Origin of the sequence: Borreliella japonica, assembly GCF_900099615.1 — a bacterium.
Lineage (GTDB): Bacteria > Spirochaetota > Spirochaetia > Borreliales > Borreliaceae > Borreliella > Borreliella japonica.
In genome coordinates this window covers 98,894-124,860 of the sequence record NZ_FMTE01000003.1, presented here as the reverse complement: position 1 = coordinate 124,860, position 25,967 = coordinate 98,894, and the positions used below count along the sequence as shown (strand labels likewise).

The 25,967-nt window shown below is 26.7% G+C and carries 24 protein-coding genes; 5 read left to right on the top strand and 19 right to left on the bottom strand.

Annotation, left to right across the window (positions count from 1 at the left end; translation table 11 throughout):
* Positions 1-8 precede the first annotated feature (8 nt).
* From ftsW to BLO14_RS02720, 11 genes are all read right to left on the bottom strand, one after another.
* A complete protein-coding gene (ftsW, locus tag BLO14_RS02770) occupies positions 9-1,067 on the bottom strand; it encodes a putative lipid II flippase FtsW (protein WP_091972559.1) in 1,059 nt (352 codons plus the stop codon).
* 42 nt (positions 1,068-1,109) lie between these two features.
* Positions 1,110-2,165: a phospho-N-acetylmuramoyl-pentapeptide-transferase gene (gene mraY, locus BLO14_RS02765; protein ID WP_091972557.1), complete on the bottom strand. Its 1,056-nt coding sequence runs from the start codon at positions 2,163-2,165 to the stop codon at positions 1,110-1,112.
* Between the two features lie 17 nt (positions 2,166-2,182).
* Positions 2,183-3,574, bottom strand: coding sequence for a UDP-N-acetylmuramoyl-tripeptide--D-alanyl-D-alanine ligase (locus BLO14_RS02760; protein WP_091972555.1), 1,392 nt, complete (start codon positions 3,572-3,574; stop codon positions 2,183-2,185).
* Positions 3,575-3,596: 22 nt separating this feature from the next.
* Positions 3,597-3,878 carry a hypothetical protein gene (locus BLO14_RS02755; protein WP_091972552.1) on the bottom strand — a complete coding sequence of 94 codons (282 nt, stop codon included), beginning with the start codon at positions 3,876-3,878 and terminating at the stop codon, positions 3,597-3,599.
* Positions 3,875-4,765: a 16S rRNA (cytosine(1402)-N(4))-methyltransferase RsmH gene (rsmH, locus tag BLO14_RS02750; RefSeq protein ID WP_091972549.1), complete on the bottom strand. Its 891-nt coding sequence runs from the start codon at positions 4,763-4,765 to the stop codon at positions 3,875-3,877. The genes BLO14_RS02755 and rsmH overlap by 4 nt, the downstream gene beginning before the upstream one ends.
* On the bottom strand, positions 4,758-5,594 hold the full coding sequence (locus BLO14_RS02745; protein ID WP_091972548.1) for a hypothetical protein: 837 nt from the start codon (positions 5,592-5,594) through the stop codon (positions 4,758-4,760). Before BLO14_RS02745 ends, rsmH begins: the two co-directional genes overlap by 8 nt.
* Positions 5,591-6,667 carry a hypothetical protein gene (locus BLO14_RS02740; RefSeq protein ID WP_091972547.1) on the bottom strand — a complete coding sequence of 359 codons (1,077 nt, stop codon included), beginning with the start codon at positions 6,665-6,667 and terminating at the stop codon, positions 5,591-5,593. The genes BLO14_RS02745 and BLO14_RS02740 overlap by 4 nt, the downstream gene beginning before the upstream one ends.
* A gap of 32 nt (positions 6,668-6,699) precedes the next feature.
* A complete protein-coding gene (locus BLO14_RS02735) occupies positions 6,700-7,458 on the bottom strand; it encodes a hypothetical protein (RefSeq protein WP_091972546.1) in 759 nt (252 codons plus the stop codon).
* Positions 7,459-7,774: 316 nt separating this feature from the next.
* A complete protein-coding gene (locus BLO14_RS02730; RefSeq protein ID WP_091972540.1) occupies positions 7,775-8,614 on the bottom strand; it encodes an NAD(+)/NADH kinase in 840 nt (279 codons plus the stop codon).
* Positions 8,604-9,134: a chemotaxis protein CheW gene (locus BLO14_RS02725; RefSeq protein WP_091972532.1), complete on the bottom strand. Its 531-nt coding sequence runs from the start codon at positions 9,132-9,134 to the stop codon at positions 8,604-8,606. The genes BLO14_RS02730 and BLO14_RS02725 overlap by 11 nt, the downstream gene beginning before the upstream one ends.
* Before the next feature lie 46 nt (positions 9,135-9,180).
* Complete coding sequence (locus BLO14_RS02720; RefSeq protein ID WP_200780486.1) at positions 9,181-9,759, bottom strand: SAM-dependent methyltransferase; 579 nt, start codon at positions 9,757-9,759, stop codon at positions 9,181-9,183.
* A gap of 50 nt (positions 9,760-9,809) precedes the next feature.
* Here BLO14_RS02720 and BLO14_RS02715 point away from each other — a divergent pair, with 50 nt between their 5' ends.
* Positions 9,810-10,853 (top strand): polyprenyl synthetase family protein, encoded by a 1,044-nt coding sequence (locus BLO14_RS02715; protein ID WP_091972531.1) that lies wholly within the window; start codon positions 9,810-9,812, stop codon positions 10,851-10,853.
* A complete protein-coding gene (locus BLO14_RS02710; protein ID WP_091972530.1) occupies positions 10,853-11,536 on the top strand; it encodes a tetratricopeptide repeat protein in 684 nt (227 codons plus the stop codon). The genes BLO14_RS02715 and BLO14_RS02710 overlap by 1 nt, the downstream gene beginning before the upstream one ends.
* 1 nt (position 11,537) lies before the next feature.
* Here the strand turns inward: BLO14_RS02710 and BLO14_RS02705 are convergent, their stop codons facing one another.
* The 5 genes from BLO14_RS02705 to BLO14_RS02680 all read right to left on the bottom strand — a co-directional run bounded on the left by BLO14_RS02705 (position 11,538) and on the right by BLO14_RS02680 (position 17,242).
* A complete protein-coding gene (locus tag BLO14_RS02705) occupies positions 11,538-12,344 on the bottom strand; it encodes an ABC transporter permease (protein WP_091972529.1) in 807 nt (268 codons plus the stop codon).
* Positions 12,345-13,277, bottom strand: coding sequence for an ABC transporter permease (locus tag BLO14_RS02700; protein ID WP_091972501.1), 933 nt, complete (start codon positions 13,275-13,277; stop codon positions 12,345-12,347).
* The gene (locus BLO14_RS02695) at positions 13,274-14,734 is read right to left on the bottom strand and encodes an ATP-binding cassette domain-containing protein (protein ID WP_091972495.1); all 1,461 of its coding nucleotides are present in this window, start codon (positions 14,732-14,734) and stop codon (positions 13,274-13,276) included. Before BLO14_RS02695 ends, BLO14_RS02700 begins: the two co-directional genes overlap by 4 nt.
* The gene (locus BLO14_RS02690) at positions 14,734-15,783 is read right to left on the bottom strand and encodes a BMP family ABC transporter substrate-binding protein (protein WP_091972493.1); all 1,050 of its coding nucleotides are present in this window, start codon (positions 15,781-15,783) and stop codon (positions 14,734-14,736) included. Before BLO14_RS02690 ends, BLO14_RS02695 begins: the two co-directional genes overlap by 1 nt.
* A gap of 400 nt (positions 15,784-16,183) precedes the next feature.
* On the bottom strand, positions 16,184-17,242 hold the full coding sequence (locus BLO14_RS02680) for a hypothetical protein (RefSeq protein WP_091972774.1): 1,059 nt from the start codon (positions 17,240-17,242) through the stop codon (positions 16,184-16,186).
* 272 nt (positions 17,243-17,514) lie between these two features.
* On the opposite strand from BLO14_RS02680, the gene BLO14_RS02675 reads away from it, so the two are divergent.
* Both BLO14_RS02675 and BLO14_RS02670 read left to right on the top strand, forming a co-directional pair.
* Positions 17,515-18,651: a LysM peptidoglycan-binding domain-containing protein gene (locus BLO14_RS02675; protein ID WP_091972492.1), complete on the top strand. Its 1,137-nt coding sequence runs from the start codon at positions 17,515-17,517 to the stop codon at positions 18,649-18,651.
* 95 nt (positions 18,652-18,746) lie between these two features.
* Positions 18,747-19,100, top strand: a complete 354-nt coding sequence (locus tag BLO14_RS02670; RefSeq protein ID WP_091972491.1) for a tetratricopeptide repeat protein — start codon at positions 18,747-18,749, stop codon at positions 19,098-19,100.
* A 5-nt stretch (positions 19,101-19,105) separates the two neighbouring features.
* Here the strand turns inward: BLO14_RS02670 and BLO14_RS02665 are convergent, their stop codons facing one another.
* The 3 genes from BLO14_RS02665 to BLO14_RS02655 are packed head-to-tail and all read right to left on the bottom strand — an operon-like array spanning position 19,106 to position 23,979.
* Positions 19,106-20,215: a VWA domain-containing protein gene (locus BLO14_RS02665; RefSeq protein ID WP_091972489.1), complete on the bottom strand. Its 1,110-nt coding sequence runs from the start codon at positions 20,213-20,215 to the stop codon at positions 19,106-19,108.
* Between the two features lie 50 nt (positions 20,216-20,265).
* Entirely contained in the window at positions 20,266-23,061 is a 2,796-nt protein-coding gene (flcA, locus tag BLO14_RS02660) for a periplasmic flagellar collar protein FlcA (RefSeq protein ID WP_091972484.1), read from the bottom strand.
* Positions 23,062-23,085: 24 nt separating this feature from the next.
* On the bottom strand, positions 23,086-23,979 hold the full coding sequence (locus tag BLO14_RS02655) for a 1-acyl-sn-glycerol-3-phosphate acyltransferase (RefSeq protein ID WP_091972482.1): 894 nt from the start codon (positions 23,977-23,979) through the stop codon (positions 23,086-23,088).
* Positions 23,980-24,377: 398 nt separating this feature from the next.
* On the opposite strand from BLO14_RS02655, the gene BLO14_RS02650 reads away from it, so the two are divergent.
* Positions 24,378-25,955 (top strand): peptide ABC transporter substrate-binding protein, encoded by a 1,578-nt coding sequence (locus tag BLO14_RS02650; RefSeq protein WP_091972480.1) that lies wholly within the window; start codon positions 24,378-24,380, stop codon positions 25,953-25,955.
* The last annotated feature ends 12 nt before the right edge of the window (positions 25,956-25,967 follow it).

Below are 25,967 nucleotides of genomic sequence, written 5' to 3'. Positions count from 1 at the left end.
AAATCTAATCAATTATTACTTAAGTTTTTTGCAACATTTGAAATAAGACCAGAAAGAGCCATAGTAACAATAATAGAAGATCCTCCAGATGAAAAAAACGGTAAATTTATACCAGTGGGGGGTAAAAGACCAATTGCAATTAAAATATTCATTATACTTTGAAGAAAAATTGCAAGACTTGAAATAAACGCAATAAAAAATTTAAACCTGCTATTAGAATGAATAGCTATAAAATAACCAAAGTAAAAAAACAAAAAAAACAAACCTATTGCAAACAAAACACCTAAAAATCCCAATTCTTCTCCAAGAACTGAAAAAATAAAATCAGAATTGGCCTCTGGCAGCTTTCCAAGTTTCACCTCCCCCATTCCTAGACCTTTACCTAAAATTCCCCCACTTTTTAAAGCATTAATAGACGCTATTATTTGGTAACCTTTACCGGAAGGATCATCGTAAGGATTGAGAAAGGCAAAAATTCTAGAAACCCTATAAGGTTCAAGCATTAAAAATATGGCAGAAACTGGCAAAAAAGTAATCACAATGGCAAAAACATAACTAAATGCCATATTAGAAACAAACAAAACAATAAAAAAAAGAATAGCAAAATAAATAGCTGTTGAATAATCATTTTGCAAAATTATTAACACCCAAAAAATTGCAAAAATCAACATAGGCTTTAACCAGTATGAAATACCATTGTTTTTTCTTGGATCGAACTTACTCAAATAAGATGAAAGATAAATAGTAAAAGATATTTTAAAAATCTCAGAAGGTTGAATACTAACACCTTGAAAAAATATCCATCTCCTTGCTCCAGAAATACTTGGAGATAAAAAAGTTGCCATAATTAAAAAAAGAGTTATAATCAATACGGGGAATATTGATTTTTTTAAAAAATTTAAAGAAATTCTCTCAAAAACAAGAAAAACTATAAAGCTCAAAAAAAGATAATTAAGTCTTGTGAAAAATAAAAAATTTGGATTACCTGTCAGCTCTAAGCTTAGGAAAAAGGAAGACGTATAAAAAACTACAAGTCCATAAGCTACCAATAGTAGCAAAACAAGCAAATAGCATATCCTAAGTGAATTTATTTCTACAAACATAATAAATTATCTGATTTTTATCGTACTTAAAGCAATTATAGCAAATATTAACCCTATTATCCAAAATCTAATAACAACTTGCATCTCAGACCAACCAAGTTCTTCGAAATGATGATGAAGTGGAGCCATTTTGAATACTCTTTTCTTGGTTTTTTTGTAAACCATAACTTGAATAATTACAGACATAGTTTCAATAATAAAAACACCTGCAAGAATTGAAAAAAGTATTTCACTTTTTAAAATCAAAGCTGCCATTCCAAGAATGGCGCCCAAAGCCAGACTACCTGTATCTCCCATCATAATTTTAGCAGGATAGGCATTAAACCATAGAAATCCAAAACTACCTCCAAGCAAAGCTCCAAGAAATATTACAAGCTCTTCAGAACCTTTAATATTTGGAATATGCAAATAAGTTGCAAAATCTGACCTGCTCGTAAGATAGGCAATTATTATTAAAGCCCCTGTTATAACTATGCTTAATCCAATTGCAAGTCCATCAAGACCATCTGTTAAATTAAAAGAATTCGAAGCAGAAATTAAAATGAACATGCCAAAAGGAATGTAAAACAATCCCAAATCTACTTGGAAAGACTTAATAAAGGGAAAATAGATTATACTAACATGCTCACTCCCAAAATAATACAAAATGCTAACAGAAATAAAAGAAAATATTATTTGTCCATAAACCTTAAACCGGGCTTTAAGTCCATCTGAAGTTTTCTTTTTGATTTTCAAAAAATCATCTATAAATCCCAAAAAAGCAAATCCAAGCATAACAAAAACCATAATCAAAAAATAAATATTCAAAATGTTACTCCAAAACACTAAAGAGATAAAAACACAAAAAAAAATAAGAATGCCTCCCATAGTAGGAATTCCTGTTTTTTCACTCAAATGTCTTTTAGGGCCATCTTCTCTTAAAATCTGATCGGCTCTTAATTTTTTTAGCCTTAAAATAATATAAGGACCTATAATTAAAGAAAGCAAAAATGCAAAAATTGTAGCATAAGCCATTCTAAAGGTAATATATTTGAGCAAACGCAAACCTAAAAGGTAAAACATAAGAACCTCATTATCATCTAAATATAATTTAAAATTCTCTCCAATCTGTTAAACCTTGAGCCCTTAATGACAATAAAAACTGAAGGTTCCAAGCTTTTTAAAAAAAAATCAATAAATTTATCAAACTCACTAAAATAATATAAACACTTTTTAACCAAATTCTCAGAATCCCTAACATCTAAAAATTCTTCGCCAATTAAAAAAATTTTATCAAAATTTATTGCAATAGCCTCTTGAATTAAATATTTGTGAGTTTTGTATGAAAATTCTCCAAGCTCTTTAAAAGAACCAAGAACTACAAATTTTTTATTTTGGATATTAAGATCTAAAATCATATTTTTTAAAGCTAGAAAAGAACCCATATTGCCATTATAAGAATCATTCAAAATTAAATATCCATTTTTTGTCAAAATTTCTGCCCTGCCTTTTTGAAAAGCAGTTTCAATAAGTCCTTCTCTTATTTCTTTTTCACTCATTCCTAAAAATAGGGCCAAATTAATACACCCTATTGCATTAAAAATATTATGCTTACCTAACAATAAAATAGAGTACTCAAACCCTTTGTAAACAAAATCATAAGAAAATTTCCCTTCTAAAAAAGAAAATGATTTAATATTAAGATTTTTAAAATCAAAATAAACAATTTTAACATTTGAATTTGCAATTTTTGCTCTTTTTTCAAGATAAACACAATAATCATTCATTTCATTTACAACAAAGATTTCAATATTTTTGCCAATAATTTTGCTCTTTTCAAAAGCAATAGATTGTAACTCCTTGAAAGCTTGCATATGTGCATAGCTTATATTCGTAATAATAACAATTTCTGGTTTTAAAATTTGGGACAAAAGATCCATTTCTCCAACATAACTAACTCCAACTTCAAAAACAGCATATTCTTCATTGCCTTCTACTCTTAAAATACTAAGGGGAAGTCCAATGTCAGAATTTAAATTACCCCAAGTTTTGTAAGTTTTATATTTCTTAGAAAGTATACTATAAAGCATTTCTTTGGTTGTAGTCTTACCGTTACTACCTGTAATAGCAATTCTTTTAAAGCTTGTCCTTTCAATTAAATACGATGCTAAAGTTTGAAGAAGTTTTATTACATTGCTTGTAAGTAAAAAAACTAATCCTTCATTATCATTTAAATATTCAATACACTCAGATTCATGATCTCTTGAACATATAAAACATTTAACACCCAAATCAATTAAATATTTAACAAAAGAAAATCCATCTACTTTATTTCCCTTATGTGCAAAATAAAGACTAACATTAATGTTACTATCCTTTATTTCACGACTATCTAACGAGTAAAACGATACTACCTTCTCAATATTTTTTATATTTCCTACAAACTTCACATCTTTAGAAGAGATTAAAATATCCTTAATCTTTATACGCACTAAAACCTCATTCTAAAATCTTTTACTCAGCAAAAATATTTATATCTTCATTAGCTTTTTTTTCCAAATTTAATTCTCCAAAACAAAAACTTTCTATTCTATTAATATTTTCAAGTTCATATATTACTGTCAGCAATCTTAAATTATCATCAATGATATTTTCCTGTTCACTATCTAAATGATTAAATTCTCTAAGCTTTACAACATATCTGAAATTTAAGTAAATATTAAAACATACTACAACTGTTAGTATCAAAATTAAAATACAATAAACTTCAAACTCAATCTTACTTATACTATTCATAATTTTCTTACAGCTCTAAGCTTAGCACTCCTTGAAGGTTTATTTTTTTTAATCTCATCAAAACTCGGAATAATAGGCTTTTTTGAAATCTTAGCATACAAATCGCAGCTTAAACTTGTAAAAAAATCTTTTACAATACGATCTTCTATTGAATGAAACGTAATAACAGCCAAAATTCCATCTTTGGCTAAATTTTCTACCCACAAAGGCAAACTCCTTTTAAGCCTAGCAAGCTCATCATTTACATAAATTCTTAACGCTTGAAAAGTCCTTGTAGCTGGATTTATTTTAACTTTTGAAAAAGGATAAACCTTGTTTATTATGGATTGTAGCTCCTTTGCAGTTTGTATTTTTTTAATTTTTCGATATTCTACAATAGCCTTAGAGATTCTTCTAGAATAATGCTCATTGCTTAAATTATAAATTAAACTTTCAAGATCATATTTACTAAAAGTGTTTACAACCTCAGCCGCACTAATACTACAAGAAGAAGAACAAAGCCTCATATCCAAAGGCTCATCTTCAAGAAAAGAAAATCCTTTTTTACTCCCCTTGTAATGAAACATAGAAATTCCAAGATCAACTAAAATAAAATTAGCTTTGACATTTAAAGGGTAATTGCCGAAAAAATTATCAAACCAATCATTAAAATATGTAACTCTCTCTTTAAAAATAAGAAGAAACTGCTTTGCTCTTTCTAAAATTTGAGAATCTCTTTCAATTCCAACCAAACTTAAAAAGTCATATTTCTCAAGGATAGCTTTTGCATGGGCACCTTCTCCAAGAGTAGAATCAATGTATATTAAATTGCTTTTTACAGGCAAATCTTCTATAAGCTTACAAATTGCATCAAGTAGTACTGGGAAATGAAAAACATTATTATTCATTTAATTTAAACCTATAAATTATTTTTTTTTCATTTCCATAAACATCGCCATATTTTATTTTAAGTTCATTCTTGCCCTTAATAAGATTAAGATCATTTATTTTAAGGCATCCGCCATCTTTTTTAATATTCAAAACATCTAATCCATAATTTTTCTCTTGAGCTAAAGCATATGTATTATTAGTCAAAAAAATATTTTGAAAATCTGAACGAAAAATACTTTTATTATTCAAAATAGCCTCAAAATAATAAATTCCTTTAAGAGAATTTTCAAAAGATTCTACTTTTTGAGTATGAAAATATAACAAAAGGTTGTACTGACCAGAATCGACATTTAAATTCATATTTTTTGATAATTCCAATCTTTCATCATCACCCTTTCCTTTTAAAAAAAACCTGCCTAAAGTATATACCGTCTCAGCAACTACATTGCTCTTATTTTTGATAATAAACAAAGGATTGATAATCTTTTTAGAATTCGGATCATTAACTACTAAATCAATAACACTATTTTCATCCTTTAAAAAAATCTTCCCATGTCTATAAAAAAACCCTCCTAAAACCTCTAAATTCAAATTTAAATCATTGTCAAAAATAATTAAAATACTACTATTTCTATCTAACTTATTTTTTGAATATAAGATTTTATAATTATTTGAAAAAACAGATATGGTCTTTTCCAAGGGTCTCAACCTTACTCCAATATTCAATTTATTATTATCCAATACACCAAAATCTTTAACTAAAGCAAACTTTTCATCATTTCTAAATTCCAAAAATGAATATAAATTTAAAATATTAAAGAAAAATATAAAAACAATTAAAATCATTGTCCCAATCCCAAATATTTTAAATCATTATTACTATTAAAATACAAAAGTCCCTTTCCAAATTCAACAAAAGAGATTATTTCATCTTTAATAAAAACATTATCAAATAATCTAAAAAAATTTGCAGAATAAGTCTTTATATTAATAATTTTTTCACTCTCAGAATAAAAATACACTCTGTAAACATTTTGAAAATAATCATATGATGCTCTTAAAATAGAATTTTTATTTTCAACTTTAAATATTTTACCACTTTTAATATTTATCACTACAAAGGAATTTTTGCCTTCAATAAACAAATTATGATAATCGTCTATTTTTATAAAAGTCTCAAAACTATTAATACTTAAATTGCTTAATTCTAAAATTTTTTTATAATTACTCTCTAAATCAATTATTTCTAAAAAATACTCAGAATTACCTTTTAGTGTAACTAAATATTTATTATCAGAACTTAATTTAACAAAACATGTTGGAACTTTTCTCTCTAAAAAATTTTCCATATAAATTATTTTGCCTTGCTTATATACATAAATCTCACCATTAGAAAGCCCTAAGACTAAAACTTCATTATTATAGTCCAAACTTAAAATTGAGGACAAAAAATTGAGCTCCAGTATATTATTTCCGCCAGAATCATAAATCTCTAAAGTTCTATATAGGTTGTTTAGAGTAAAAATTAAATTATTTATTGCAAAAACAAAATCCTTGAACTTGAGTGTAAATAAAAATTTATTATTTTTAACAGAAAAAACAGAATAATCCTCACTAGAATTAAAAAGCACATAATAATAGTCTGAATAACTTATTAAGTTATCACTTAAAAGAGAATACCAAAATTCTCCAAAATTAAGATTCAAAACCTTATTTGATAAAAAAACATTTTTGCTTAAATTTATATTTTTGTAGTCAGATTTATTTTCAAAATTCTTAAAATCATAAAAATTAGATACATTCATAGTAGATCTTATAAAAAAATCAATCAAAATTATAAATAATAAAAACAAACTCAAGATCAAAAAAATTTTTAACTTTTTGAATTTAACTATGCCCTCTTCTACATTAAAACTCAATATAACTACTTCCCCCCTAATACTTGATCTATCTATTTTGCTTTAATTAAATCTGAACTAAACTTTGAAGACCAAACCCCATGAAACCTTGAAAATTTTTCAGCGACTTCTTTTTGAGAAGCTATAGTAGCTAACGCTCTTCCAGCTTCAAGATAACTAAGAGAATGTAATCCAAATTCCTGAGATCCACTAAGCTCATATTTGCTCCTTAAAATAAATGCTCCCTCTTCTAAAAGCTCCAACACTTTAATAAGGTGTTCAAATTGAAATTTGTAATAAGGGCTCTCAAGTTTTAGATTTTTATAAAAATTTCTAAAATCAATAATATTTTTAGAAAAAACAATAAACCTAAGATACATATCTTCAAGAAAAACAAGTGTTTTAGAATCTTTTTTACTAAAACTTTTAGCCAAATCAATTAAATAACCTAATTTTTTAACAATTAAAAATCTCTCCTCGGGATTTAAATTAAGAGACTGGGGCATTTCAATTAACTCGCTTGGGGCGATACTAAGAACAGGACTAATAACCAAACTAAAATCAGAAATCAATCCAGACAAAATTTTTTTTATAGAATAATTTACTTTCAATCTGGGCTTAGTATAAAAATAATTTAAAGACGAAATATAGCTTAAAACATTTAAATTAAAATCGATAAGATCAAATGAAAGTTTAGAATTTGATGTAAATTCGCTGGTCTCTTTTATAACTGCTATATCATTTAAAGTTCTTAAAACAAGATTATTGATGTACACTATTTTTTTATAATTTTCATTATTAATTAAATCCATAAACACCTGCCTAAACTCATACAAAAGTGATTTATCAGCTATCCAATATATTGATTCTAACAACAAACATATTAAATATTTTAACAAGTTATAAATTTATAAAAAACACCCTTGAAACATTAACTCTGTGAATAAGAAAAACATTAGCATACTTATAGTAAATTATGTAAAATTTTAACTAATTTTTAAAAGTACCAAACCTTAAAACATACAAAATCCTTTGGTTTCAGACTAAAGATTAAATTAAGTTAAACATTCAAATTAACAAACAATGACATTTTTTAAAAAAGAACACTGTTTAAAAAAAGAATTAAACTTACAATAATTTGTTTTTCAATCTCTTAACAAAAGTATCCGTGCAAAATGCAACAAAATTTAAGCTTTGAGAAGAAATTTCAAATTCAAAAACAACATCAACTCCGAAAGAACCAAAATTAATCCCATCTAAAAAAATTGATGCTGACGCTAGAAAATGTTCCTTTGAAAAAGAAAGAGAAAGTTTACTTAATTTAGAAAACACAAAAGAACGATTATAAACAGAATGGGGGGAAATAGGTGTAAGTAAAAATCCCTCAAGATCTGCTTCTAAAATAGGCCCTCCTGCAGAAAAAGAATATCCTGTTGAACCTGTTGGAGTAGACACAATTATTCCATCACTTTTATATGATAAAAAACTTTCAGAATTAACCTTAAGATCTACATAAATCATTTTATTAAGAACACTTGAGCGAATAATAATATCATTTAAAGCATATTTAGAAATTAAATCTTTACCACGCTGACAAACTGTTACATGAAGTAAAAATTTTTTATTAATAACTAAAGAATTGTTAAAAAATCTATCTATGACTTTTTTAAAATCCTCAATCTTAATATCTGCTAAAAACCCTACCTTACCCATATTAATTGAAATAATTGGGATATTAATATTTTTATTTTCAAGAAGCAAATTAACAGCCAAAAGAACTGTCCCGTCTCCTCCTAAGGTTATCAAAAAAAGAAAATTTTCTTTTGGAAAAGAAAATAAAGGCTTACCAACATCTATTAATACCACCTCAACAAAATACTTAGTTTCTAAATAAACTTTAATATCATTGCCTAAAATACTAGCTCCTGACTTTAAAGTATTAATGCAAAGAAGAGCTTTATTCTTCATGTTGATCTTTATAGGGAATATCGTCAAATTCACATTTATCAAAAATTTTTACAATATCAATTAATACTAAATATTCACTCTCAAGATTATCAGTCTCATCAAGCTTTACAACTCCAGATATATATTTTCTATCTAAAGTTTGCAAAGTAGCAGGGGGTTCTTGAACTCTAGAATCATCAAAGCTAATAACTTTAAGAACCCTGTCAACAAAAATGCCTAAAAGTTTATTTTCAATCTTAACTATTAAGTATCCTGTCAAAAGCATATCTTCTTCTGTTATTGAAATAGAAGGAACCCCAAATTTAATATTTAAATTAACTAAAGGGATAATACTGCCTCTAAGATTATAAATACCTATAATATATTCAGGTACATTTGGTATAGCATAAACTCCTTCTGACGGAACTTTAATAATTTCCCTAATATGCTCTATTGACACACCATAACTTTCTTTACCTATTTTAAAACCTGCAACTTGAAGCTGTGACTTACCGTCTTTAGATTTTTCTTTTCTTAACATATTTTATACCTTTTAAATTGATACTTATAACAAGTTGATCAACTTATTACTTGCCAAAACTTTTGCCCAAAAAATAAATTTCAAAAGAATTTTTTCTCACAGCTTTGGGCCTAATTTTTTTTACAAATTTAAAATATTTTTCAAACTTTTTAAAAATTTGCATCTCATCTCCTCCCTGAAAAACTTTAATAAGCAAATTTCCTTTTTTAAGTAAAACTTCAAGCGATAAATCTATTATTCTCATGCTTAAATTAAAAGAATTACTAGTATCTACAAGTCTATTTCCAGTAGTTCTAGGAGCCACATCGCTAATAACAAGGCTATAAGGTCCAAACTTATTAATTTTAAAAACTGTATCATCTGAAAATATATCTCCCTTTACAAAATAAAAATTATCAACATATTTAAGGCCAATATCATTAATATCAACAGACACAAGAACACCTTTTTTAAGGTTTTTATAAGCATATTGAGAAAAACTACCGGGCGATGCGCCAATATCTAAAACATTGCCAGAAGTAAATAAAGAAAATTTTTCATTAATTTCTATCAACTTATACACAGATCTTGCCAAATACCCTTCTCTTTTGGCTTTTTGAAAATACTCATCACACAGACGATACACATCAATACCTTTAATACACTTTATTATACTTTTTCATTATAATTCTTATTATGCAAAATAAACTATTTTTAAAAAATATTGAAAAAAATATTAATAACATCTTTTCAACAACTAATTTTCTAAATTTATTCAAAGATAAAGATTTAAAATTTACTTTTAAAATAAAAAAAGAAACCCTTAATTATATTAAAGCACCAGCAATTGAAATCATTAATAGAGGTGGAAAACGAATACGACCAATGATAATGATTCTTTTAGCATACGCATTGGGCTTAAAAGAAAAAAATTACAAATTAATATATAAATTAAGCTTACTACTTGAACTTCCTCATTCTGGAAGCTTGATTATTGATGACATTGAAGACAATTCGCTAAAAAGACGGGGCACATCAGCAATACATTTAATCTATGGAATAGATAACAGTATAAATGCTGGTAATTTAATTTACTTTTTACCTGCGAAATTAATAGAAAGATCAAATTTAAAAGAAAATCAAAAATTACTGATTTATGAAAATTTCTTTACAACTCTTTCAAATCTCCACCTAGGACAAGGAATTGATATTAAATTTCACAATGAATCATACATTCCAAGCATTAAGGAATACATTTCTTTAGTAGAATTAAAAACAGCTTCGCTTTTCGGAATGGCTAGCTTTCTAGCTGCAATACTCACAAACAATGAAGACAAAGCTAAAAAAATTTACAGCACGTTCTTAAAACTTGGTGTTTATTTTCAAATAATAGACGATATTAAAAATATCAAAAACAAAATTAATGGCAAAGAATTTGGAGACGATTTACTTGAAGGAAAAAAAAGTTTGCCAATAATTTATTTCTTACAAGAAAAAAAATTTGAACCAAAAATTATTTCAAAATTCAATCAAATAAAAAATACCAAAAACGATAAAGCAAGAAAAGAAATATTTAAATTAATAGAAATGATAAATTCATCAAAATCAATAAAAAACTCAACTATTACTGCCTTAAAATATCTAAACGAGTTTAAAACAGAACTCGATTTATACCCATTAACAAATAAATATAAAAATCTGCTAATAGAAATTGTCGAACAAATAAAAGAAGGAATTTAATGAGAAAAACAATAATAATAGCGCTTTTTTATGGCTTGATCACAAATATTCACCCTGCAATAACATCAAAATTAACACTAGGTGAACAGGCAAGCAAATATACAATAGAAAAACTTTACCAAAAATCAATGATGCTGAAAAAATCAAAAAAATATAACGAAGCTATAGCAAATCTAAAAAAGATAATTAACATGGATAAAAATCAAGTTGACGCTCATCTTTTGCTCTCAGAATTAGAATATTTGAATAAAAACTGGAAAAAAGCAATTATTAAATCTCAAGATTACTTAAAAATAATAGACTTTAAAGATAAAAAAAACTTTTTAGATATCTCTTGGGCATACTTTTTAATAGGAGAAGTTGAAAATTCAATGGACTACATAATTAAATTTTTTCAAGGCAGTAAAGAATTGTTTAAAGAAAATATATTTATAGCAATTGATGCTCTTTTTAAAAAAAGCATTTATCATTTTATAAACAATGAAAATACAGCATTTAATACAATATTAACCTACACTTTCCAATTAGCACTTAATGACGATACCTTATTTATAATTTTTTTAAATAATTTGGAAATAATAAAACAAATACCCTTTTATTATTTTAATAGAAAAAAATTAAAAGAATTATATCTGCAAATTAGCACCTTAAAAACAATTCAAAATACAAAGTGCAGAACTTAAACTAGAATTTATCTTTTTTCTTAATCAACGAAACTAATATATTTATTATTATTGCTACATAAAATGGAAAAGAAAGAGAAAAATAAGAATTTATATACTCTTGGGTATGAAAAAATTGATATTCAAAAAAAACTATCAAAAAAGAAATTGGGAAAATTAACAAAGGATTTGAAAATGCAATATAAAGAATGCAAATAGCAAGCCAACCATTGTTTAATCCCAAATTATAAGAGTAAGCATTAAGATTTACCGCAATAAACGAACCGGCAAGACTTGCTGTGAAAATTGATACAAAAATTGCAAAAGATTTGAAACGATTGCTTATTTTCTCTCCCAAAATATCTTCATAATTCCCTGAAGAGATAAATTCAAAAACTGCTCTAATTCTTGAATAATTTATAACATAAACAGTAATAAATAGAAAAATGAAAAAAATAACAATAAAAGCAATAATCTCAAAATTTCCAGATAGATTTAAAGTAAAACCAGGAATAAAATCAAAACTACTCTTCATCAAATAATCAACAAAAAAATAACAAAAAATATTAATACCTATTCCTGCTATAAAAATATCATAATTTTTATTCACTATAAAAGACAAAAAAAACCCAAACAAAAAGCTTATAAAAAGAGTGAAAATGATCGATACAAAAACTCCATATCCAAAATAAATAAAAAAAGATGTTAAAAATATTGAAAGATACGAAATACCCTCAATAGATACATTTAAAAGTCCTATTCTTTCTGTATAAAGAACCCCAAGTGCCAAATACGAAAATACAATAGCTTGCTCAAAAATATCAAACATCTACTTTTTCCTGGCTTTAATTAAAAATAAAGATAAAAAAATAGCAATTGATTGACACAACCCAATAAATTCATACTTAAAGTCATAATTTATATTAAGAAAATTATTAAATTCTATTAATATTGAAAACAATAGACTAAAAAATAATACATAAATATAATTAAATCCTGAAATTACAGCAATAATTAAACTACTCCAACCAAGTCCTGAAGTTAGCCCTAAAACTAAATACAGTTTAAAAAATACTACAAACATAGAACCTGCAAGACCATTTAAAAAGGCACTGCCAAATACAGCAAAAAACTTATATTTAAATTCATTTATATTGAAAAAAATATCTATCTTTTTCTTATTGCTTAATATTTCAAGCTGAAGCCCATAAATAGTTTTTTTATGAATAAAAACATAAAAAAGCCAAATTGACATGCCAAACAAAAACAAGTAAACAAGTGATGAATCTAAAGTAAATAAGCTATTGATTCTTTTTGTTTGATTAGAAAAACTACCTGTTTTTAACATATTTAAAATAAACCCATCTATCAACCTTTGATTTCCATAAGATATTAAAAGACCTGTTAAAGCTCTATTTAAACCAAAGAAAAAAGTAATATAAAAAGGAATAAGCCCTAAAAATCCTACAAGAAAAGAGCTCAAAAATATCAAATATATAAAATTAAAATGGTTTAATCCAAAAAAACTTGAAAATATATAAACAAAAAATGCTCCGAAATAAACCTGACCTTCATTTCCAAGATTTAATGAATTACTCTTGCCGCAGGTGGCAATACCAGTAGCCATGATTAAAAATAAAATAAAACGCCAAGATATCATCTTAATATAAGAAAATTGAAAAAAATCACTAAAAAAATAGCTGATACTTAATACCAAAAAAGAAAAAATCAACGCCATAAAGCCATTTCTAAACAAAGTCATAAAAATAGCAATTCCTTTAATTTTTCTTTACTAATCTTTTCTCTAGATACGTTTAACAAAACTTCTCCCATTTTCATTGCCAAAATATTATCAGAGAGTAAAAATAATTCATCTAAATTAGAGGTAATCAAAAGAACTGGTTTTTCTTTCGAATAATTGCGAATAGCAACAGACATTTCATTATAAGCTTTGTGATCCAAATTACTTAAAGGAGAAAAACAAATCAAAAAACTTTTTGCAATATACATCTCTCTGTAAAGAGCAAACTTCTTCAAAGTTCCTCCAGAAAATGCCAAAGACTTAGAATAAAGAATTCTATATATTTTCTCTTCGCTATAAAATTCCATTTTTTTTTTAAAAAAATCTTTAATCTTATTAATATAAGATTGCCTAATAAAAATTTTATTTTCAAAGCTCATAGATTTAGCTAAAAAATTATCTAATATACTGCTATTATCCGGAAATAAATTACCAATACCTAGGGGTAAAAATCCCGCTTTACACTCAAAAATATTTATTCGCTCATATCTAATGCCATCAATTTTTATGCACCCAACAAAAATAAGCTCTCCTAAGAATAATTTTTCCCAAGTTCTAATTGCAGTTTCTTCGCCAATTATTCCTAAAACACCCCTTTTATTTAAAGAAAAACTAACATCATACTTCCAAAAATCTTCAAAAAACAGATTAAATTTAATAGAATCTTTCTCAAATTTATTAAAATTAATATTTGCAAAAAATATTTTATCGCTAGAAGAATCAAGTTTGCTCAAAATTGATTCTTTGTTTATTGTTCTAAAACACTTTCCATCTTTTAAAACAATAAATTCATCGCTAAATTTTACAGCATCTGCAATTTCACTGTGGGTAATAAAAAGAGAAGCAATTCCTGATTTCTTAAGCAATACAAGCAATTTTATAAAAGCTTGCGCTTCTTTTTGAGAAAAATAAGCAGCACTCTCATCAAAAATAATTATTTTTGCATTCTCTTTAAGAGAAGCAATAATAAGCAGAAAATAAATCTCTTTAATATTTAAATCTTTAATTTTCTTATCTAAATCAAAAGAAATTTTATAAAATTGCATAAGCCATTTATAGTATTTATAGGTTTTAGATTTATTCATAGGCATAAAAAATGCATAACCAAACCAATAAATGCTTAAATATTCCCACACTCTTAAATTCATTTTTAAATTAGGAACTTGAGAAACAAGATAGATGCCGTTATTTTTAGCTTTATCTACATTCCAATTTTTCTGCTTAATGCCATTTACCAATATTTCCCCACCATCAAATTCAACAAATCCAGCAATAATCTTGGCTAGGGTGCTCTTTCCTTCTCCATTTTTACCAACTACTGTGAAAATTTTAACTTCTCCAATTTTTAAATTAATACTGTCCAAAATGGGCTTATCAATATCTGGAAAATACTTAACTATATTTTTAAACTCTACCATTAATTTTGTTCCAAATTAATTTTTATACCATTTGCACTAACCTCTTCTATTTTTTTTAAAAGATCTTCTTTCAACTTTTGACTGGTTCGCTCTAAGTAAAAAACATTAGAAATATTAAATAAAACTCCTTTGTGTTTTATGCCAAAAATATCAGAATTTCCATAGCTAATCTCTGACTTAAGCGCCTTATCTAAAATATATGAAACATAATATTTTTGATTTGTAATTCCTGAACCAATAATATTTTCCTTATTATCCAAATAATCTTCACTATCAAAAAGAATCGCAAAAATATTATTCTCTCTAACAGAAGAAAGCACCCCTTCAACAGCAGGACCTACAATAGGAAGTATCACTAAAACACCCGAATTTTGAATCAAAGAATTTGATAGTAATTTGGCCAAATTACTATCATGCCAATTTCCTAAAACTCTATAATAAACTTTAGAATTCACACCAACATCAAGAATGCCTTTTTTGAAATAATAATAAATATAATCTCTCATAACAGGATATTCTTGACCTGCAATCAGAGCAACATTACCTAAGTCGGAATTAAATTCCTTTAAAAAAAGACCTACATAATATCCTAAAATATACGCTTCTTCTGCAACATTATAAGAAACTGAATAAACTTGATTGTTGGTGTTTTTAACTAAAGAATCAAAAATAATAAACTTAGTATAAGGATAATTATTTGAAACACTGTCAACAATATCTTGCATAGCATTATTTGTAGTTATTAAAAAATCATATTTTTTTGAAGTTAATAATTTTTCAAGTATGTCTATCCACTCGCTTTGATTAAATCCAGCTTCTAAAACTTTAATTTCAAGATTTTTATGATTTTTTTTAAATTCGAACAAAGAATCATACATTTCTCTATAAGACGGGGATCCTGAAATAACCCCTGGAATAAATAACGCAATATTAGTTTTACTAGAAACATCAACCTTTCTCTTCTTTAAAAAAATTAAATAAACAAATAAATATAAATGGAATATTGTAAATAAAATCCAAAATCCTTTAAAAAACACGTTCTTATTCATAAGAATAAAGCATCCTTTTATTAATTATCATTAATTCACCTTAATGCCACGAAAATCAAATAAAAAAAGACCACTAATAAGCTATAAAAATAAAGCTGCCAAAACTTAATTAAAAAATTATCCAAACATTTAAAGAACATATTTTTTACTTATTATAAAATTTTGGCAAAAAATTCAAAACCCAAATTTAATAAAACATTACGTAAATTCTGAATGTCAATTTTAAATTCCGTTGAATAATATAATAAAATTTGAAGATTTTTCATTTTTTCAACAATACTCAATATTAATAACTAATAAAAAAAATAGATTAATTTCTCCTTCTATTTGAATTTTCAAGGAATATATCATCTTATCTAACAAATAACTTTAACATAAAAAGCTAAAAAATATATAAAAATCAAAACTCTCTAGGGCTTAATAAATGCAATTCATTAACGTTTAAATTACTAGTAATATCATCATTTGAACGTCTTAAATACATCTTTAAAGAATGAATTGTTTTAAAAAACTTATTTTTTAAAACAATTTTATTGGTTTTATAATCTTTTATAAATTTTGAAATAGGACCGTTAGTAGTTATTGACTTATCGAAAAAAGTAGAAAAATATTTCAAAACATCATCCACAAAATAAAACTTATTAGCCAAATCAACAAAATTATTAAAAAGCACTCCAATTCTACCCTTTAAATAATTAATATTTTTAATCATATCAACCCTGTTGCCAAGTTTATAATTCTCATCCTCTAAGCTCCATTTTGAATATATAGAATTAAATTTAAAATCTTTTATTAAATAATTATACATAAAGTTAAATCTAAAACTATCTTCAATATATTTTAAAATAAAAAAATATAAAAACCCTTTATTTAAAGACATAAAATTATCTTTAGCCATCCTTATAAAATTCTGATTAACACCCTTTAGAATGCCTTCATTAACTTTATGTAGAAAAGAATTTCCATTAAAAAGCAAAAGACTGGTATTGGGAAAAATTAAATACTCAGCTTTATTAATGTGTCTGACACTACCCTTGTAAACATTAATAAAACAATTATTGAAATAATCACTGTTGGCATAAAATTTTGACGTATTTTCAGCTTTAAACGAATTATTATTTATTATAAGGGAGAATGAAGATCCTTTAACAACATTATGTATTACAGCATCAACACTTCCTCTAAACAAATATATTTTTGCATCTTGCAAATCCCTAAGAGGGGAATAAAACACAAAACTATTTGTATTGGAATAAAAAATTAAATCTGCAGAAATACCGTTTATTTCATATAAATTTATTTTGAGCTTTGAATTTTCTCCAACCTCGATAAAATCATACTCAAAAATTTCGTCATCTAAATCCAACTTAACATAAAATGTATTCCTAATAACACCAACTTTGCCTTCTATTTCTTTTACAACTGCTACTTGAGAAAATAACGCTCTACTTAAAAGCAATATCAAAAAAACAAAATGACATATTCTAAAAATACAGCTCTCCTGATCTTTGAAAAAATTATAAACTTAATTATACCTTGTTTTACATAAATTTATTACACTTTGAACAATGATGAAAAAGAACTATAATTCAATTTAAGAATTAAAAATATTAAGTTTTTATTGACATGCTATTATTGCTATAATAATAAAATAGCAAAAAGAAGAACTTTAATATTTAGGGGTTCTTACTTTAAAGACAATAGAAGCCAAGTTATTATAAGGGTGTATTTATGAATATAAAGAATAAATTAATATTGATGCTGCGCATTGTAGCGACAATCTCTTTTATCGCATGCAAAACGCCTCCAGAAGCAAGAGAGAGCAAAAATGCTAAAATTGCACAGCTAGATAATAAAAATTTTCAATTAAGAGATATAAAAGACATCAAAAATGAACTAATAAGAGAGCGGGGGCATCTTTTTTACTCTAAAGAGTTTAATGAAGCTGAAAAATTAGAAGAAACAATGAAACAAAATTTTTCTAAAAAACACACAAAAGAAGGAAATGAAATTGCGCTAAAAGTACTCGAAAGGTACAAAACAATAATAAAAGAAACAAGAGAAAAAAAAGAAAAAACAAATTACCTTAAAGAAAATATTGAAAAGTATCTAAACGATGCAGAAGCAAATGAGGCATATATATGGATTCCATTGGAAATAGACGAAGTAAATAACTTATATTTTGAAGCAACAAGAAAATATAAAAATTACGATCTTGACAATGCCCTTGACATGTATAGCAAAGCATTCAACAGAGCACAACAAGCAGCAAAAAATGCTAAAGAAGCTAAGGCTTTAAAAGAAACTGACGAGAGAATGTACAAACAATTAAAAGCGCTTGAAGCGGCTTCCAACTTACCAATTTATAGCAATAATAAACTTATCAAACCTTCTCCATGGAATGGTAGAGCATTTATTAAAGAAAAAAACAGCCACTTAAACCTTTTAAATATTAATGAAGACGTCTATCTTCTTGGAAAAACAGAAACTCCAACTCCAATAGTGCTCGCATATGAAGAAAAGATAGAAATAGCAAAAACCTCTAAACCTCAAGAACAATTCAAAACACTAGAACTTATTGAGCAATCTAGAAAATTATGGGAAAAAGGGGTTGAAGCTAAACATGCCAAAAACTTTAGACTTGCCAATGAATTATTTTTAGAATCTGCAAGGTACTTAGAAGCTTATCAAAGCAATGCAAGCAGTGAGCTTTATGTAATAAAAATAGGTAATACCTTATGGGGAATTTCTAAAAAACTGTACAATGATCCTTACTTATGGCCAAAAATTTGGTTTGCTAACAGACAAAAAATACAAAATCCAGATCTGATTCATTCTAACTGGAAGATAATAATTCCTGCTAAATAAGTAAAAACAATCAAAAAGCAAGGCTTTTAAGCCTTGCTTTCTTGTTTTATATCTAATAAAATTAAACAAGAAAAACATTCTAAAAGAGACAGAAAATGAAAAAGAAACTAACATTATTAAGCTTAATACTTATTTCATGCTATTCAATTAACTTAGAAAAATTAACAAAAGAAACTCCTTATGGAGTTTATCTCAGAGAAGCTCAAAAGGCTATTAATATCAATGATTACAACTCTGCATTAAAAGCATACGAAAAAATGATTCAAAATTTTGATCACAATTCGAATATAGTTGCTATTGGTAAATATGAAATCGCATTCATATACTACACAACAAACAAAACAGAAAAAGCAAAAAAAATATTTGAAGAGCTAATAGAAAATAAATTGGAAATGCCCAAATGGATTAAACCTTTAGCTAAAAAAATATTAAATAAAATAGAAAATTAAAACTTTTACTGAAATATTATACCATAAATTGTAATATCTTTTTCTTTTGCAGAATTGATAACATCCCTATAAACAACAGACCCCCTTGGGTACTCATGAGGTGGCGAGTCCCCTATAACAATAATAAATCTTCTTTCTGCCCGCCAATCAAACTGAGTTACAGCAGCATCAATCCCTTCAAACACAGCTTCTGGATAATCTCCACCACCGCCAACATTAACATATTTAAGAATGTTATTTAAATAAGGAATAGTATTAAAATCAAAAGCTTTGGTTAAAAAATCTTCAAGATAGTCTTTATAAAAAACAAGACCTATTCTATAGGATTTAAACTTTTGCAGCTGAGGCTCTATTATTGAAAATAAATGTTCTTTTAAAATCTCAATATTGCTTTTCATACTGTCAGTAACATCAACAACAAGCACTAAATCTAAATCATATTCTGAATCTTCTGAGTTTTTCAAAATTTTTTTTATTTTATCCACAATATCAATGCCATTGTTAGCAATAACAACCTCATCCGAAAATTTTGTAAAATTATCCTTTAATTCATTAAATTCAATTTTTCCTTGATTTTGACTATCCTTGAAAAACAATTCATAAGCATTATCCTGATACCTACCCAAATAATCATTATATTTTTTCTCAAAAGATCTTATAGAAAACCAAAAGGGCTCTTTTTTATTTTTTAATATTTCTAAATCAATCTCACCACTTCTTGTTGAAAAATTTGGAAATCCATACTTTAATTTTTTTGGAATCAATATATGAAAAGCTTCTCCAAACTTCTTATTAGGAACAGGCGTGGAAGATGTCAATGATAAAAGTTCTTTATTCTTAATAACCCTTCCATTTAAAATTCGAATTTCATCTCCATTAACCTTATTATAGCTTAATGTGCGAAATGAATAAGTAGCCACATCTTTTTTCTTATCAGGAATTTCAAAAGACTCTGTCAATATTACTGATTTGATTGAAGGTTTTTTTCTAATAAAAAGATGAAATCCTTCTTCATGGGCCTCAACATAAACATCATCAATACCTATTTTCAAAGAATTATCTTCAAATCCAAACAAATAAAAGCTACTAAAAAAAAATAAAAAAATTTTCTTCATAAGGAAACCACCCTCATAAACAGTTTAAAACTAATAAATAAGGCCTATAATTAAAGTTTTTCGGATAAATTTTCATAAAACAAAACATTCGATTTAGAAAAACTATTCTTAAAAATATTCCTAAGATTCAAACTAGCAAGATCTTTTTTAACGCTTTTTACCATATCATCATCTCTATTTAATATATCAAAAATCTTAGCTGATTCGCTTAAATTACTAACCCCAGAATTAAAAAGTTTAGTATCTCTTATGGATGAAAAAGAAGCCATTACTTCTACAACTCCAAGATTATTGTAAGTCTCAATTTCTTTTAACAAAAGAATTTTATGATAATCGTTTTCCTTGGGATTAAAATTCAAAACATTGGCCTTCTCTAGTTCTAAATTTTGCATAACTCTTAAATAATAGCTTCTAGAAGCTAAAAAATCACCTGTCTTATAAAGAGTTAAGGCAATAGAATTTAAAACTTCGTTACTACTTGAAAATCCTGCCATGCTCTCTACTTTAAATAAGTATTTCAATGCATCATCGTAATTATTCTCCCTGTAACTAAGTAATCCAACTTTATAGTAAACATCTGGATAATCAACACCCTCATTTATTGCCAATTTGTAAGAAGATATAGCGGACTTAAAATCATTTAAAGATCTAAGAATATCACCTTGCTTTTCATAAATTGAAGAAATTTCCTTAGACCCTTTTATAAGATTGTGTTTTTTATAAAAAGAATAATCATTCAAGGCTAAACCAATAACATTGCTAGCTCTAAGAGAATCCCTGGATTTTTCATAGATGTCTGCTAAAATTTTATAAGCCAATATTTTGTCCCCAGCATCTTCAATTGAATTTTTCTGCCTAAAACTATTCAATGCTTTAAGCAAATAAACTTCTGCTTTTTTAAAATCCCCTATGTAATACGAATATCTTCCGCTTTCAAAAAGTGCCTTATCGTAATTGGGATTTTTATTCAATATTTTTCTGAGAATGTATTCGATCTCTGAATTCATATTAACATTATTGTCAAGCTTGAAAATAGTTCTGCCATCATTTCTTTTCAAATCGGAGAATTCTTTATTCAACAAATTCGTTTGTCCATTAAGATAATTTAAGTTTATAGCAAGATTATTCGCCCTCTGATTATAAGTCACAAAAGAAATATACTTGTCTACTAGCTTTTTAGCATATTTTGTGTAAACAACTTCATCAACATCTATAATTTCATTTGATTTAATAAAATTATTAACATTGTCAGACTCAGTATCTAAATCAGCTTCAATATAAGCATTGAAAAGTTTAAATAAAATCTCTTTTTTTTGTCCATACTTTGAAAGCACAACCGTATAACTATTAATACTGTCTTTATAGTAGCTAGAATTTGTCTTAGCCCATTTAAAATAATTATCCCCTTTTAATACCAAAGCATCATAATCATAAAGATCATAAGATATAACCTCATCAAGTATTGAATTAGCCTCAGAATATTCTCCAAGACTAATTTTCATAGAAGCATATGCAATATATCCTTCCTTATTAAACTTTTTTCGCCTTCTACTTGTAGAATTTTTAGAAAAAGGCTCAATTGTAAACAATTCTTCATACTTCTCTTCAGCACTATCAAAATCCCTGATTTCTTCAAACGCTTTAGCGTAATTGACAAACCATTTATCATCGGGTCTAATATAATAAGCATCTCTAAAAAGATCTTTTGCAAGCTCTCTTTTATTTGCATATATAGAATCTATACCCTCTTTGTACTTACTCTCAGAGGCAACATAAAAAAATACTACATCTACTATAAAGTACAAAGAAACTAAGACTAAAACAACAAAAAGAGAAGCTATTTTTATCAAAGGTAGCAAAGCTCTTGAAACTCTATAGCTCAATTTCTGCTGAAGCTTGCTAAATTCTTCTGCCTTAAAATAAATTAAAGGCAATTTAATAGATCGACCAACAATATCCCCTACAAATTTAGCAATAAATTTCAACCCTTTTTTATTTCTTTCAACAAGATCAATTAACGCTTCAAGTTTATACTTTGAAACATTCTCCTTAGTTAAAGCCTCAGCAATTGCAATTCTTAAATTTCTAGGGTAAGAATCCAAATGTCTTAAAAATAATGGATAATTAACCTTAAATTCAGAACGTTTAGAATTTACATTTTGATTATACTCTAAAAATTTAAAATCATCGGCAACATTTTCAAAATCATTATCATCGATACTTAAATTTAAATCACCTCCAACAAACATTTCTGATTGTTCTTCTGTCTGACTTTTATTATTTAACGTATCGTCAATATTAAGTTCGTTAGATTGTAAAAAATCATCATCGCCTGAAACAAAAGAATCATTGCTAGCTTTAAAAAAATTATCATCGCCTTGATTGTTAATCAAGGCTTCAGAATTAAATTCCGAAGAATTGATTAACTGATCAAAATCAAGCTTAGAAGCAATCTCTAAATCAATAGAATTATCATCAAGAACTTTGTCAATATTATTTTCAAAAGAATCATTAGAAGAAACATCAAAATCATTATTCAAGGCTGAAAGCTCTGAATCCATATCAACTCTAGAGTCAGAACTATTCAAAGGTGAATTGTCATTAAGAATGTCAGAATAAGGCAATTTATCCTCATTCTCAAGAGCATCAAGCATAAAATTTAAATCAAGCTCATCATCATTTTCCTCTAAAGCAAAATCTTCACCTATCCAGGGAACAATGCTCTCTCCAGGCTCGGGAAGCTCAACATCCATACTAACGCCAAAAGATTCCTTAGACAATCTTTCATTCGAAAGATTGTCTAATATTTCTCTTTTAAACTGTTTTATCTTATCTATATCAGGCATATTGTAATCAAGTTCCTATGTTCATCAAAAGCTATTTTTATATATTTCAAGACCTTCTGCGTGAAGAACATTAAAGCGATTTTCTAAATCTTCAGCAATTTTTAACCCCAAAACTTCCTTTGTAATCTCTGTCTGACAATCTCTTAAAGAGCTTAAAATTTCATTCCTATACTCAATAATGCTTACAACCTTATCAGCATTATATATAAGAGAATCTCTTTTAAAAATATCATGAGACATATCTCCATCTTCAGAAACTTCTAAAACATTTCCATTGACTCCAATCATTAAATAGTAGTCAAAAATTTTAAAATAATTAGCAATTTCTAAAATTATTTTTTTTGTCTCGGGCCTTCCTTTTCTATATCTAGTAGCCGTAGGGAAAACAAGTATGATATATCCATTATTTTTCTTCTCATAAATATATTTCATAGAATTAGAGTTAAAAACACGTCTTTGCCTAACATGCTCTATACCAACCCCAACAAATGCATGCGGTGGATACACTAATATTGCATTGTACCCCAAAGAAAGAGTTTTAACAAATAAATTATCTCTGAAAAGCTTAACTCCGGCTATTGGAATAATATGATCTGCAATATCATGATAACCCATTTTGTAAAGTAAAAATTGGAAACAAGGAAAATCAAAATTACTGTAATGCTCCATTAATATAATTGAAGACTTGCCAGATTTGGCCTTTTGATAAAGTTCTAAAATATTTTGCATGCCAACAATAGTAGATCTACTCTCAAGAAGTCTCTCTATCATTCTATCTGCCAATCTTCTACTATTAGAATCTGCATTACGATAAGATTTGTCCAAATAATCAACACTTTCAACAGACTTAAATTGACTTACAAAGTCGCTCTCCATGTCTTTAAAATATTTATCAAAACTTTCATTTTGTACAAACATAAAAATAGCACCTTTTAAAGCATTCCATGTTGCCACTTAATCATTAGTTAAATTATTTTTTATTACTAACAAATAACCCTACAAGATTAACAACAATAAATAACCAATACTAAACAAGCATACATTTTTGAAAACATTTAACATCAATTATACCTTATTTATTACACAAATTAAAGTAAAATTAAACTTACAATGATAGGTAAAATAGCACCAATAACTATTCAATTTATTAGACTTTTTTTATTGTAAAAATTAAAGTAAAATTTAAACACAAGACAAATCAAAATATCAGGAGGCATACATATTTAAAAGTAAGACAAAATAAATTATTCTTTATTAAAAAGATTAATAAAGAATCAACACAACAAATATGTAAAATTTTGAAAAAGGAAAATATCATGAAATACATAAAAATGACTTTGATGCTAACTTTTTTCTTTTTAATAGCTTGCATTAATAGTACTAAAAAAGAAAAAATAGTTTTTAGAGTATCAAACTTAAACGAACCATCATCGCTTGATCCTCAACTCTCAACAGATCTTTACAGTACTAACATCATCATAAATTTATTCTCAGGCCTAACATTAAGAGATTCACAAACTGGAAAATATAAACCTGGACTTGCAAAAAGTTGGGATGTTTCTGAAAATGGAACCATTTACACATTTCATCTAAGAGAAGACATAGTTTGGAGCGACGGAGTTGCCATTACTGCTGAGGAAATAAAAAAATCATACCTAAGAATTTTAAATAAGAAAACAGCTGCATTATATGCTAATTTACTAAAGTCTACAATAAAAAATGCACAGGAATATTTTGATGAAACAATCGCTGAATCTGAGCTTGGCATAAAAGCTATTGACAGCAAAACCTTAGAAATAACATTAATATCTCCAAAGCCTTATTTCCCCGACATGCTAACAAACTCAGCATACATACCAGTTCCAATGCATATTGTTGAAAAATATGGAGAAAATTGGACAAATCCTGAAAATATAGTTGTTAGTGGTGCATACAAACTCAAAGAAAGGTCAATTAACGATAAAATAGTAATAGAAAAAAATGAAAGGTACTATAATGCAAAAAATGTAGAAATTGATGAAGTGATATTTTACCCAATAGAAGGTAACGTAGCTTACAATATGTACATAAACGGTGAAATCGACTTTCTACAAGGAGCAGAAAGGAACAATTTAGAAGAAATTAAAATAAGGGATGATTATTACTCCGGATTAAAAAATGCAATGGCATACATGGCGTTTAACACAACCCTAAAGCCACTGGACAATTTAAAAGTTCGACAAGCCCTTTCGCTTGCTATTGATAGAGAAACTTTGTCTAAAGTAGTTCTAAAAGGAAGTTCAGATCCAACAAGAAATTTAACTCCAAAATTTGATGATTATTCTTATGGAAAAAATTTAATATTATTTGATCCTGAGAATGCAAAAAAACTTTTAGCTGAAGCTGGATATCCGGAGGGGAAAGGGTTTCCTACGTTAAAATACAAAATCTCAACAAATGGGGGAAGCTCAATTGAAACAGAATTCTTACAAGAACAATTTAAAAAAATCCTAAACATTAACATAGAAATCGTAACTGAAGAATGGACAACGTTTTTAGGAAGCAGAAGAACTGGAAATTACCAAATTTCAAGCGTAGGATGGATAGGGGACTATTTTGACCCTTTAACATTCTTAGAAAGCTTATTTACAACAGAAAATCATTTTTTCGGATCATACAGTTATTCAAACAAAGAATATGATGCTTTAATAACAAAATCTAATTTGGAATCTGATCTAATAAAAAGACAAGACATTCTAAGAGAAGCTGAAGCAATCATAGTAGAAAAAGATTTTCCTATGGCGCCCTTATATGTACCCAAATCTCATTACCTTTTCAGGAATGACAAATGGACAGGATGGGTGCCAAATATTGCAGAAAGCTATTTATATGAAGATATTAAAACTAAAAAATAATAAAATAAGTAA